General features: G+C 54.5%; 9 protein-coding genes and 1 riboswitch. Of the genes, 2 read left to right on the top strand and 7 right to left on the bottom strand.

The window, feature by feature from the left end; all coding sequences use genetic code 11:
* Positions 1 to 26: 26 nt before the first annotated feature.
* The 4 genes from INT21_RS04450 to INT21_RS04435 form a co-directional block, all read right to left on the bottom strand.
* On the bottom strand, positions 27 to 527 hold the full coding sequence (locus INT21_RS04450) for a 6,7-dimethyl-8-ribityllumazine synthase (protein WP_193084877.1): 501 nt from the start codon (positions 525 to 527) through the stop codon (positions 27 to 29).
* A gap of 105 nt (positions 528 to 632) precedes the next feature.
* A riboswitch (FMN riboswitch) is annotated at positions 633 to 800 on the bottom strand.
* Between the two features lie 32 nt (positions 801 to 832).
* The gene (gene codA, locus INT21_RS04445; RefSeq protein ID WP_089040639.1) at positions 833 to 2,089 is read right to left on the bottom strand and encodes a cytosine deaminase; all 1,257 of its coding nucleotides are present in this window, start codon (positions 2,087 to 2,089) and stop codon (positions 833 to 835) included.
* 16 nt (positions 2,090 to 2,105) lie between these two features.
* Entirely contained in the window at positions 2,106 to 3,371 is a 1,266-nt protein-coding gene (gene codB / locus INT21_RS04440; RefSeq protein WP_193060048.1) for a cytosine permease, read from the bottom strand.
* Between the two features lie 218 nt (positions 3,372 to 3,589).
* On the bottom strand, positions 3,590 to 4,210 hold the full coding sequence (locus INT21_RS04435; protein WP_193060049.1) for a TetR family transcriptional regulator: 621 nt from the start codon (positions 4,208 to 4,210) through the stop codon (positions 3,590 to 3,592).
* Between the two features lie 149 nt (positions 4,211 to 4,359).
* Between INT21_RS04435 and INT21_RS04430 the strand changes: the two genes are divergently transcribed.
* Positions 4,360 to 5,457 (top strand): efflux RND transporter periplasmic adaptor subunit, encoded by a 1,098-nt coding sequence (locus tag INT21_RS04430; protein WP_193067500.1) that lies wholly within the window; start codon positions 4,360 to 4,362, stop codon positions 5,455 to 5,457.
* A 1-nt stretch (position 5,458) separates the two neighbouring features.
* On the top strand, positions 5,459 to 8,515 hold the full coding sequence (locus tag INT21_RS04425; RefSeq protein WP_193084876.1) for an efflux RND transporter permease subunit: 3,057 nt from the start codon (positions 5,459 to 5,461) through the stop codon (positions 8,513 to 8,515).
* On the opposite strand, the gene INT21_RS04420 is transcribed toward INT21_RS04425, so the two are convergent.
* The 3 genes from INT21_RS04420 to INT21_RS04410 all read right to left on the bottom strand — a co-directional run bounded on the left by INT21_RS04420 (position 8,512) and on the right by INT21_RS04410 (position 12,266).
* Complete coding sequence (locus INT21_RS04420) at positions 8,512 to 9,372, bottom strand: ABC transporter substrate-binding protein (protein WP_193060052.1); 861 nt, start codon at positions 9,370 to 9,372, stop codon at positions 8,512 to 8,514. The genes INT21_RS04425 and INT21_RS04420 overlap by 4 nt on opposite strands.
* 177 nt (positions 9,373 to 9,549) lie before the next feature.
* Positions 9,550 to 10,884 (bottom strand): NAD-dependent dihydropyrimidine dehydrogenase subunit PreA, encoded by a 1,335-nt coding sequence (gene preA / locus INT21_RS04415; protein WP_226912308.1) that lies wholly within the window; start codon positions 10,882 to 10,884, stop codon positions 9,550 to 9,552.
* On the bottom strand, positions 10,881 to 12,266 hold the full coding sequence (locus INT21_RS04410) for an NAD(P)-dependent oxidoreductase (RefSeq protein WP_226916694.1): 1,386 nt from the start codon (positions 12,264 to 12,266) through the stop codon (positions 10,881 to 10,883). The genes preA and INT21_RS04410 overlap by 4 nt, the downstream gene beginning before the upstream one ends.
* Positions 12,267 to 12,290: the final 24 nt, after the last annotated feature.

Genomic DNA, 12,290 nt, shown 5'->3' with positions numbered 1-12,290 from the left:
ATAAGCCTCGCTTTATACACCATAACTTATGCGGATTCACTTAGCTTGCGCGCTCGATGCAGGTTTTCCATCGTATTCAGACACGCCTGGGCGGCTTCTTTCCCTTTAGTAACAAAGTGCTGGGTGTAGAAGTCGTGGTGCGTACTGTGCTCATGGAAGTGGTGTGGTGTTAAGACGACCGAGATAATCGGTACTTGCGTATCTAACTGCACGCGCATTAAGCCATCAATGACCGCATGGGCGACAAAGTCGTGGCGATAAATGCCGCCGTCTACCACAAAGCCGGCCCCGACAATGGCGCCGTAGCGGCCACTTTCGGCGAGTACCTTTGCCTGAAGGGGGATTTCGTAAGCACCTGATACGGTGAAGATGTCCACTTGTTCGGCGTTAAGACCGCAGCGTTCTACTTCAGTGATAAATGCTTCATAGGCCTTCTCGACAATGTCGTGATGCCAGTGGCCTTGAATAAACGCAATGCGCTGGGCCGTGGTGTGTGTTGAAAGCGTTAGCGGAAATGTCTGATTCATGGTCATTCTCTTGGATAAGTTGTACCAGAATCAGGGCACGCGGGACCGGTCGTCAGGCAACCGAAAAAGGTGGCTGAAGCCACTTTTAAAGTTGCGTGTCTAAGGTACCGTTCTCTTTCATCCGGACTATCACCGTCGGCTTCGGCTTTTCACCGAATCTGCTGACCTCAAGAAATAAAAAACCGCCTTGAGCGCTCGCGGGCTTAGATGACAAAAATTTATTCAGCCATCATCACCGCCGGTGGGGACTTTCACCCCGCCCTGAGAACTTTGCTGATTATCAGCCCGGCTATATTACGCTTTTTCTAAATACCAAGCCACGGGGGTGTCGTAATCTTTGCGGGGTCGCGCTGCATAATGATCTCACCGTGTCGAACGGAAAGTAGCACCTCGCCCTGAGTACGCAGCACGCTGTAGTCATCCTCACCCTCCAGCAGGTTGAAGCTGGCGGGTTTGCCGACCTCGATACCGTAACGCGCTTCAATATTGAGTGTGCGTGCGCTGTTGTCAGTGATCAGCGACAGCGCCTGGCTGAAATCCTGATAGCCCATCATTTGGCAGATATGCAAGCCAAAATCGAGCGTCCGCAACAGCTTACCGTTACCCAGCGAGTACCAGGGGTCGAAGATGGAATCCTCGGCAAAGCAGACATTAATGCCCGCGGCGTTTAGTTCTTTTACGCGGGTAACACCACGACGTTTTGGGTAACTATCAAAGCGTCCCTGCAGGTGAATGCTTTCGGTGGGGCAGGAGACAAAGTTGATGCCCGAACGTTTGAGCAGCAGAAACAGCTTAGAGCAGTAGGCGTTATCGTAGGAGTGCATCGCCGTCGTGTGGCTAGCGGTCACGCGGCTGCCTAAGTCGTTAAACAGCGCTTCGCAGGCCAGCACCTCAAGGAAACGCGAGTTAGGGTCGTCTATCTCATCGCAGTGCACATCCACCAAACGGTCATATTTGATCGCTAGCTCTATCACCCGCTTCATGGAAGCGACGCCTAGTTCTCGGGTGTACTCAAAGTGGGGAATGCCGCCGACAACGTCCGCGCCGATCTCCAGCGCCTCTTCCATCAGGCGGTCGCCGCCGGGGTAGGAAAGCAGGCCATCTTGCGGAAAAGCGACTACTTGGATATCGATTTTATCTTTCAATTCATCGCGCAAGGCGCATAGGGTTTTAATGCCGATTAGGCTGGGGTCGCTGGTGTCAGCGTGTGTACGCACAAACTGGACGCCGTTGCCTATCAACAGGTTCAGGGTGTTAAGCGCGCGTTCGCGAATATCCGCTTCGGTGAGCATGGGCTTACGCTCACCCCAACGTTCGATGCCTTCAAACAGCGTGCCGCTTTGATTCCAGCTTGGCTCGCCCGCCGTTAACGCGGCGTCCAAGTGAATATGCGGTTCAATGAACGGCGCGCAAAGCAGCTTGCCGCCCGCATCAATTTGCCCATCCCCCGCCGTTTGTGGCGCGTCTTGAGCGGTAATCGCTGTGAACGTACCGTTCTCAATCTCAAGCCGGTAAAGCTCGGGGCGCTGGCGTAGGCGGGCGTTAATGATCTGCATGCTCATATAATTAGTGACTCACTTATTGTTTGGCAGTCGAAGGGGAAGTATCACTTAGCGTAGCGTGGTTTAAACGAAGCAGTACAGCGTAGCTAACTGCCGCTACCACGACACCTACCAATGGGGGGAGCAACGGGGAGAGGTAAGCGGCTCCAGCGCCTAATGCATAGGCGGCTAACCCTCGGCGATTAAAATTGGGTAACTGAGTGGATTCCAGAGTAGGGTAGCGGCCTTTATGTTTGAGCCAGAAGTCCGCCATGATCACCCCGCCCATGGGAGGAATAAAGGTGCCTAGCAGTACTAGAAAGGGAATCAGTAGGTTATACATACCGCCTACTGCCAGTACGGTACCAATCGCTGCGCCACACACCGTGACTAAGCGGCGTTTCTCGGTACGCAGCAAATTGCAGCCCGCTACGGCAAAGTTGTAGATGGTGTTGTCCTGGGTGGTCCAGATATTTAGAAACAGCATCAGCACCGCGATGGTGACAAAGCCCTGCGCGATCAATACATCGACGATGTCCGCCTGCTGGTAAATCATGGTACCCAGTGCGCCGGTCAGCACCATTAAGCCGTTGCCCACAAAAAAAGCCGCCAGAGTCGCGATCACGGCAATTTTCGGCGTCTTGGCGAAGCGGCTCCAGTTAGTCGCTTGGGTGCCTCCGCTAATAAAGGTGCCAATGATGACGGTAATCGCTGCCGCCACGCTCATGCTTTCCGTGGGCGTTTGCTGGCTTAGTCCGGCAAATCCGCGTGCATCCACCAGCCCGGTGAACAGGCTAATCAAGATAAACAGCATCATGGCGGGCACGGCAAAGCGCGAAAGCCAGTCCATACCTTTATAGCCAATCATGGCCGTCACGCAGAAACCAAACCCAAATAGCACCATTAAGGGGATTTCCAGCCATTCAGGCATCCCTGTGGTGCGTACTAACACTAGGGCAATCGTCGCGGTGCCCCAGGCGTACCAACCAATCTGCGTAAAGCCGAGAATAAAATCGGAAAGTTTGCTGCCTTTTTCACCGAAGCAGAAGCGTCCCATCAGCACGGAGTTAAGGCCGCTTTTACAGGCAATGTAAGCAAGAGCTGCCGCGTATGCGCCCAGCAACAAGTTACCCACCAGTATGATCCAGAGCAGTTGGCCAATCGGGAACGATTGGCCAAGCGAACCACCGGCCCACATGGTGGCAGTGAAAAAGGTAAAGCCGAGTAGCACAACGGAAGTGGAGAGCAAGCCCTTACGGGCGCTAGTGGGGACTTCACTTAGCGGATAGTCAGAGTGGTGCATGGGGAGACTCCAGGTGAGTATTATTATCCTAGGAACCTCTGATTAACTATTGCGCTTGGCCATACTGCGTTAAAAATCGCCTCAAAATGCTCATTTACAACCCGTAAACTCCGCTTTTTCGTTGATTTTTTCCTTGTCTGGCCTGCGCTCATCACATTAATCAGAGGCTCCCTTGTTATATAAGCAACCTGCGTGCCAAGCTTAGCTCCCCAAGGCGTTTAAAGCGTACTCTCCAACAACCCCCGCATTAACGTTTCGATCATACTCTCGTACTCGTCTGCTAATGAGAATTGCTGCGGGTCTTGTAACCAATCAAAGCAAATGCCGATTAAAAAGCTATGGTACTGGCGCCGGGCGCTGGCGGGGGTGAGGTCAGCGCGTAGATGGCCGGTTTGCCGGGCTTTCTCAAACAGCTGCTCAACCTGCATTTCGGCATGCTCAGAAAGCCGAGTGATCATGCTGATACGTGGATGATCATCTTCCAGCTTTTCGCAGCGATGCAGCACGATGGTGGCGGCGCGCTGTAACGGAAGATTATGGCAGATAGCGCCAAGCGCACTCAGGGCAATCTCTTGCAGGCATTTGGTGGGGGTGTGGCCCAGTCGCAGAACAGCATCATCGACAATTTCATCGAGCGGCACGCGAACACGCTCTAGCAGGGCATCGAATACCGCCGCTTTATCCTCAAAATGCCAGTAAATCGCACCACGGGTAACGCCTGCTGCTGCGGCAATATGGGCCAATGTAGTACGCGAAACCCCTTGAGCGAGAAACTGAGCTTCTGCAGCATCAAGAATGGTCTCGCGGGTGCGTTCAGCCTCAGCTTTGCGGCGTGACATAGCGGCTCCTAACAAAAAAGTGCACTTATATTGGCATTACTGAATGGCAAAGTCGCCAGTAGGCGATTAGTATACACATTCACTGACATTCATGAATGTCAGTGAATTTTTTATGACTGCGTATTGATAACACCACCGAGGAGTCCGCTGTGCGTAACACTGTGATTCGATTGCTTCCAGCGCTGCTGGCCCTGCTGCTGGCAACAGGTGACGCTTATGCCGAGAGCCAGAATGAACCTCTTCCTCGGCCGGTGAAGCTGATGACATTAGAAGCGTCTGGTGCCGCGCTGCAGCGCCAGTTTCCTGCGCGCGTTGAAGCCACTACACGCAGCAATCTATCGTTTCGCATGGCGGGTGAGCTGTTAGAGATTAACGTGACTCCCGGTCAGCGGGTAACGGAAGGCACCCTGATCGCGCGTATTGATGATCGTAATATGCGCAGTGAATTAGATAGCGCTCGTTCGCGCTTAGAGCTAGCGCGGGCCACTCACGAACGCATGCGCTATACCCTAGAGCGTGGAGCGATTAGCCAAGCACGGTTTGATGAATCAGAGGCGGAGTTGCGTGCCGCTCGGGCGACCTTTGAACAGGCCGAAGAGCAACTGGAAAATACCCAACTGCGCGCACCTTATGATGGTGTGATTGCCCAGGTGCCGGTAGATAACCGGCAGATTGTCCAGGTGCAGGAAACCGTGGCGGTGATTCAGCAGCCAGGGCAGCTTGATGTGATCTTTCATTTACCGCAGCAAATCGTTCAGCAGATACCGCGCAACGACGAGGTGACCCCGTTTGAAATGGCGATGGCCTTTGAAGTGCGGTTTGGCAATAGCGAAAAACCTTACCTTGCGCAGCTGGCGTCTTATACCACCCAGGCCAGCGCCCAAAGTTTGGCCTATGAGGTAACGCTTCGGCTACCGCAGCCCGACGATATCACGCTGCTTGATGGCATGAGCGCCACCGTGCGGCTTGATTTAGGCCAACTATTACCCGCGTCTGAAAGTCTTGTTTGGCATTTGCCGCCTGACGCCATTAGCTATCCAGGTGAGAACTCGGAGCAGGCGGTGGTGTGGCGTTTTCAGGCGCCGGACCGTTTAGAGGCGGTGCCAGTCGAGGTGGGACGTTTAACTTCTAAGGGGTTAGAGGTGAGTGGCGAACTAGCCGCGAATGATCGTGTGGTGGCAGCGGGAGCCCATCGTGTCAGCGCTGATATGCGTGTAACACCATGGGAAAAGGAACAGGGGCTCTAAGATGGTTGATTACTTCTTACGCCACCGGGCCGCTAGTTATTTAATGACCGTGGTACTGCTCTTCGGCGGGGCGCTCGCTTTCACTGGCATGGGGCAGCTTGAGTTTCCTGAATTTACCATTCGCAATGCGCTAGTCACCACCCAGTATCCTGGTGCTACGCCAGAAGAGGTGGAGCAGGAAGTCACCTCGACACTGGAAGAAGCCATTCAGGAAATGCCCGCGATTAAACGTATCAGCTCGGTGAGTTCTAACGGGTTTTCTCAAATTACCATCGAGCTGCAAAGCACGGTGCAAAACGATGAACTTCAGCAGCTTTGGGATTCGTTGCGCCGTAAAGTTGGCGATGCGCAGGCCGCCTTGCCGCCAGGCGCCAGCCAGTCACGAGTTAACGATGACTTTGGCGATGTGTTCGGCTTGATGATTAACCTGACCGGTGATGGCTATGCCATGCCCGATTTGAAAAGCCAAGCCGAGTTCCTTAAGCGTGAACTCGCCTTGGTCGACGGCGTTGAAAAGGTGTCGCTGGCGGGGGTGAGAGAGGAGCGCATTTTCATTGAAGTCGACCGAGAGCGGCTACGTGCGCTGAACATTCCGCTAAGTTCACTCCAGCAATTGCTGAATACGCAAAATGCCGTAGTGGACTCGGGTCACTTGAAGCAGGGGGGGCAGCGTTTCCGAGTAACGCCTTCGGGTAGTTCCGCCGATATTGAGGATTTACGCGCGTTAATCGTTAGTGAAGGTAACGGCGAGCTGGTAAGGCTGAGCGATATCGCAGAGGTTTCCCGTGGCTTGACCGAGCAACCACAGCAGCTTTATCGCGATATGGGGCGACCGGCTATTTCCTTGGGCATCTCGTTTGAAAGCGGCGTCAACGTGGTCGAAGTAGGTGCCCGACTTGAACAGCGGCTTGACGAACTGGAGGCACGCACCCCGTTGGGTATGGAGCTCAATGTGGTCTATGACCAGCCGAGCGTGGTAGATGAGGCGGTATCCGGTTTCTTAGTCAGCCTGATCCAAGCGGTTGCCATCGTCATTGTGGTTCTCATGCTGTTTATGGGCTGGCGCAGCGGCCTACTAATGGGCTTTATTCTGCTGATTACCATTATTGGCACCTTTATGCTGATGCGCATTCACGGTTTGCAATTGGAAAAAATCTCGCTGGGGGCACTGATTATAGCGCTGGGGATGCTGGTTGATAACGCTATTGTGGTCACTGAAGGCATGCTGGTAGGCCTAAAGCGTGGCCAAAGTATTCGTGAGTCGGCGCATCAGGTGGTTCGACAAAACGCATGGCCTCTGCTGGCAGCTACGCTGATTGCAGTTGCCGCCTTTGCACCGATTGGGTTGTCGCCAGATACCACCGGTGAATTTATCGGCTCGCTGTTCTATGTGTTGCTCTATTCACTGCTGCTAAGTTGGCTGACAGCGCTGACGCTCACGCCTTTCTATTTCAAACTGTTGTTTCGCAATGTGGCGCCTAGCAGCACAGATGAAGATCCTTATAAAGGAGTGGTGTACCGCTTATTTAGCCGCGTGATTGTGGCAGGTATCCGGCTGCGTTGGCTAACACTTGGTCTGGTGATGGTCATACTGGCAGGCGCGGTTGTCGGTTTTGGTTCCGTCAAAAATGCCTTTTTCCCTGCCTCAAATACGCCCATCTTCTTTGTTGATTACCGCACGCCGGAAGGCACCGATATTCTGGAAACCCAACGGCGGGTTGCAGAGTTGGAAGAGGTGGTGATGGAGATGGAGGGTGTCCGCCATCTCACCACTGTGGTAGGCGGCGGTGCCCAGCGCTTTACCCTGACCTATGCGCCGGAAGACCGCTATGCCAGTTATTCACAGCTAATTGTTGAAACCGATAACAAAGCGATACAGCAAGCGCGCATGGCGGATATCGAAGCGGTACTTGAGCGCGATCACAGCGATATCGACTATAAAATTGCCCCGCTGGAAGTTGGCCCTGCCCCGAAAGCCAAGATCGAAGCTAGGCTTTACGGCAGCGACCCCGCCGTATTACGCCAGCTAGGTGATCAAGTCGCGGCACTGTTTAGTGATACGTCCAATATGGTCAGTGTCCGCACCAACTGGCGTAACCGTGTTCAGGCCGTGGTGCCAATTTTTGCCGAAGACACAGCGCGACGGCTGGGCGTTACGCGCGAGAATTTGGCGGCCACACTGGCGCTGAGTACGAGTGGTAGTCAGGTGGGCATCTACCGTGACGGCAGCGACTTGATTCCGATTGTCGCTAGAGCGATACCAGAGCAGCGCAACGATATCGATAACGTTGGGTCGCTTAACGTATGGAGCGCCGAACAGGGGCGTTACATCACGGCTGATCAAGTGATGCGTGATGTGACGACCCAGGTAGCAGATCCACTAATCATGCGCCGTGACCGAGAGCGTATGCTGGCGGTGTATGGCGAACCCGACCCACTCAGTGGTGTGACGGCGGCTAGCGTATTGGCTCAGGTCCGGCCTCAAGTAGAAGCGCTTGAATTGCCACCCGGTTATCGGCTTGAGTGGGGCGGTGAATTTGAGACCGCCGGTGAAGCCCAGAGCGGCCTGTTTGCATCGTTGCCACTTGGCTTGGTGATGATGTTTATTATCACGGTGGTGTTGTTTAACAATTTCCGTCAGCCGCTGGCGATCTGGTTTTTGGTGCCGTTGACCATTGTCGGCGTAGTGGCCGCGTTACTGCTAACCGGGCTGCCTTTCTCGTTTATGGCGCTGCTGGGCACGCTGAGTTTGATTGGGATGGTGATCAAGAATGCCATTGTTCTGGTAGAAGAGATCAATGTGCAACTGCCGTTGCACAAAGATCGCTATCACGCCGTGGTGCGCGCCGCCATTAGCCGCGTGCGACCCGTTTCAATGGCTGCGCTAACCACCATGCTGGGGCTGATACCGCTGATTAGTGATGCATTCTTCGCCAGCATGGCGGTCGCGCTGATTGGTGGGCTTGGTGTTGCCACGCTGCTCACCCTTATCGTGCTACCGGTGATCTATTGCGTGCTTTACCAGATCAAGATTCATGAGGATTCATCGAGCACTTAATTCAGCGCAGCAGCGACCTCTTCAACTTGTAGCGCTAAGCTTTGTAGGCCGCCACCGGAGAGGTACCACAGAGCCGGGGTTAGCATCACTAGCTGGGGGGTAGTACCTGCCTCGGCTAGTGTTTGGCGCAGTTGGTCGGCATCCGCAGGTTCATCGCCAATGGCGGCGCTGCGATCAATGACCAGCACAACGTCTGGTTTGATGTCGGCAATGGCATCAGCAGAAAGCGGTGTAAAGGTGCGTTCACCACGGGTTTCTGAGGTCACACTCTCCGGCATGTTGAGCGCTTCCACGCCTAGCACATCGTGAACGACGGGATGTTGGTTAAGCATCAGGTTGCCGCCGTTGTGAGTGACGACCAGTGTCCTGGGGGCATTGCTGAGTGCTTCGCGTAGCGCATCAATCTCTGTATGGAGCGTTGCAAGTGCCCCGTCAGCTTCACTTTCCGCCCCTAATTGGCTGGCTAGCTCACGCACGTTGTCGTCAAAAGCGGCGAGATAGTTATCGCCTTGCAAACTGGTGTTAAGTAGCGGTGCAATATCGCCAAGCTCTTCTTCCCAATCGCCCTGGCGGCCAGTGTAAAGAATCAGGCTAGGTTCGCTAGCGCTGATGGCCTTCATGTCCGGTGAGCGTAGGCCACCAATATCGCTATAACGGTCGCTAGCGTATTGCTCTAGGTAGGCGGGCAGGCTCTGCTTGGGGACGCCAACCACCTGCTCGCTTAAGCCCAGCGCATCTAACGTATCTAGACTGCCTAAGTCGAAGGTGGCGAGGCGCTGCTCGGCATGGGCGCTTGCGCTAACGGCTGAAAACAGCACGGCTGTGGCGAATGTAGTAGCGAACAAGGTAGGCTTCATCGTAGTTCCTTTTATGAGAAAATATTTTATATGCGATAGTTTCTCATAGTCTCAAGGGAAGAGACGCTATGTCGCCTTCTTATAGCGGAACAAGCTGTTGCGCAAAGCGTGACCGCCCTCACAGAGGAGGGCGGTGCTATGAAGACTAGGTTGTGATGAGGCGTTTATAGGACAAGTTTATGAAGCGACACGGAAGGGGTTGCGAGGGTCGTTGTCCCAGGCTAGGAATGGTTTGCCGGTTTCTTGAGGCACCATGGTGATGCAATTCTCCACTGGGCAGGTGATTTGGCATAAGTTACAGCCAACGCACTCGTCTTCGATTACCTCGTAACGGCGTGCGCCATCTTGCTCGGTGAGCTTGGCAATCGATTGGTGGGAGGTATCCTCGCAAGCGATATAGCAGCGACCGCACTCAATGCACAGGTCCTGATCAATCTTGGCAATGGTTTTAAAGTTGATGTCCAGATGTTTCCAGTCGGTGGTTTGTGGCACGGCTTTGCGCGAGAACGATTCAATAGAGTCGTAGCCTTTTTCTGCCATCCAGCGTGAAAGGCCATCCTTCATCTCTTCTACAATGCGAAAACCGTTGAGCATTGCAGCGGTACATACCTGCACGCTGCCTGCTCCCAGGGTGATAAATTCTGCCGCATCCCGCCAGGTGGAAATACCGCCGATACCGGAAATCGGCAGCGTTGGCGTTGCCGGGTCGCGGGCAATCTCTGCCACCATATTCATCGCGATAGGCTTCACGGCGCTGCCGCAGTAGCCACCGTGGGTACTCTGGTGGCCTACCGTGGGTTTGGCGACCATATTGTCCAGGTCGATACTGGTGATCGAGTTGATGGTGTTGATCAGCGATACCGCATCGGCGCCACCCCGTAGCGCGGCCTGGGCACCCACTCGAATATCGGTAATGTTGGGGGTGAGTTTTACAATCACCGGTTTGGAGTAGTGCTTCTTACACCAGTAGGCAACTTTTTCGATCAGATCGGGATTTTGGCCGACCGCCGCCCCCATACCGCGTTCCGGCATGCCATGAGGGCAGCCTAGGTTGAGCTCGATGCCATCTGCGCCCGTTGCTTCCACGAGTGGCAAAATATAGGCCCAGGCTTCTTCATTACAGGGCACCATGATAGAGACAATCAGCGCTCGGTCGGGCCAGTCTTTTTTCACCTGGGTAATTTCTTGAAGATTGATCTCCAACGAGCGATCGGTAATGAGCTCGATATTGTTGAAGCCGATCACCTCGCGGTTTTTGCCATAGTGAGCAGAGTAACGTGAAGAGACGTTCACCGCAGGTGGCTCTTCGCCAAGGGTTTTCCAGACGACGCCGCCCCAACCCGCGTCATAGGCGCGTACTACGTTATAGGCTTTATCGGTGGGGGGGGCAGAGGCTAGCCAGAACGGGTTCGGGGCTTTGATGCCCGCAAAGTTCACCGACAGGTCAATGCCGTTCACCACGCTATCGCCGCTGTTTTTGTTACCCGGTGGTGTGAAAGGAAGTGTGTTCATGCGGCCTCCTGCTTGGCGGCAAGCGCTTGGTGAATGGCATGGGCAGCCAGTTTGCCGTGTTGAACGGCTTGAACGGTGAGATCTTGGCCGGAGTTGACGCAGTCGCCACCCGCGTAAACATTGGGCATTGAGGTGCGGAAGAATGCATCAACTTGGATACGTTCGCCGTCGCGGGCAAGCTCTCTGGCGGCTTCATCCGTCAGGCTAGCGCTATCAAAGCCTTGGCCAATCGCCTTGAAGATGGCATCGGCGGCAAGGTCGAATGTTTCACCAGTGGGTGTTAACTGACCAGCCTGATCGTGGGTCTTGGCAAAACGCATACCCGCCACGCACCCTTGGTCATCCAATAAAATTTCGTCTGGCTGGGCCCACGTCACCATGCGTACGCCGTTAGCTTTGGCAATTTCTTGCTCATGATCGGTAGCAGACATCGCCTCTGTGCCGCGGCGGTAGACCAGTGTTACCTCTGTTGCGCCAAGCCGGGCCATTTGAGTCGCCATATCAATGGCGGTATTGCCTGCGCCGATCACAATGCAGCGCTTGGCGACAGGTAAGCTCTCTAGGTCTTTGGTTTGGCGCAGGGTTTTAATGTAGTCAACGGCGGGCATCAAGCCGGGAGCATCATCTCCAGTGAGCCCTAGGGCACGGCTGGCACCAAGACCTAAACCGAGGAAAACGCTATCAAACTGCTGGTGCAGCGCCGCAAGCGACAAATTATCACCGAGGCGCTGGCCGTACTGAAGCGCAATGCCGCCTATTTCTAGTAGAAACTCCACTTCTTTACGGGCGAAATCATCGGTCATCTTATAGCGGGCGATACCGTACTCATTCAGCCCGCCTGGTTTTTGTTCGGCCTCAAAAATGGTCACTTGATGGCCTAGCATCGCCAAGCGATGGGCACAGGAAAGGCCGGCGGGCCCCGCGCCTACCACGGCGATATGGCGGCCGCTGTTAGCCGCCCGCTTGAACGGGTGGCTTTCGAACTGCATATGGTCAGTGGCGTGGCGTTGCAGCAGGCCAATTAACACTGGCTGGCACTCTGCGTCATGGTTGCGCACACAGCTACGCTCGCAGAGGATTTCAGTGGGGCACACCCGGGCGCAACTGCCACCTAAAATGTTGGCTTCCAGAATGGTTTCTGCGGCGCCATTAATGTTGTTTTCGCTGATTTGGCGAATAAAGCTGGGGATATCAATATCCGATGGGCATGCCTCAACGCAGGGGGCGTCGAAACAGTACAAGCAGCGCTGGCTTTCGATCATTGCTTGGCGGTGGGTTAACGGCGGATGGAGGTCGCTAAAGTTGCTTGCCAGTGTCGGTGGGTCGTAGGTGCCGACCTCTTGTGCGCTAGGCAGGTGGTCAAGTGAGTGGTTCACGGTCATCTCTCCTGTTGGCTTTTTTCTTTT

This window comes from Halomonas sp. 3F2F (assembly GCF_014897805.1).
Taxonomy (GTDB): domain Bacteria; phylum Pseudomonadota; class Gammaproteobacteria; order Pseudomonadales; family Halomonadaceae; genus Vreelandella.
The sequence above is the reverse complement of the archived record's forward strand: the minus strand, read 5'-3'. Positions and strand labels throughout refer to the sequence as shown.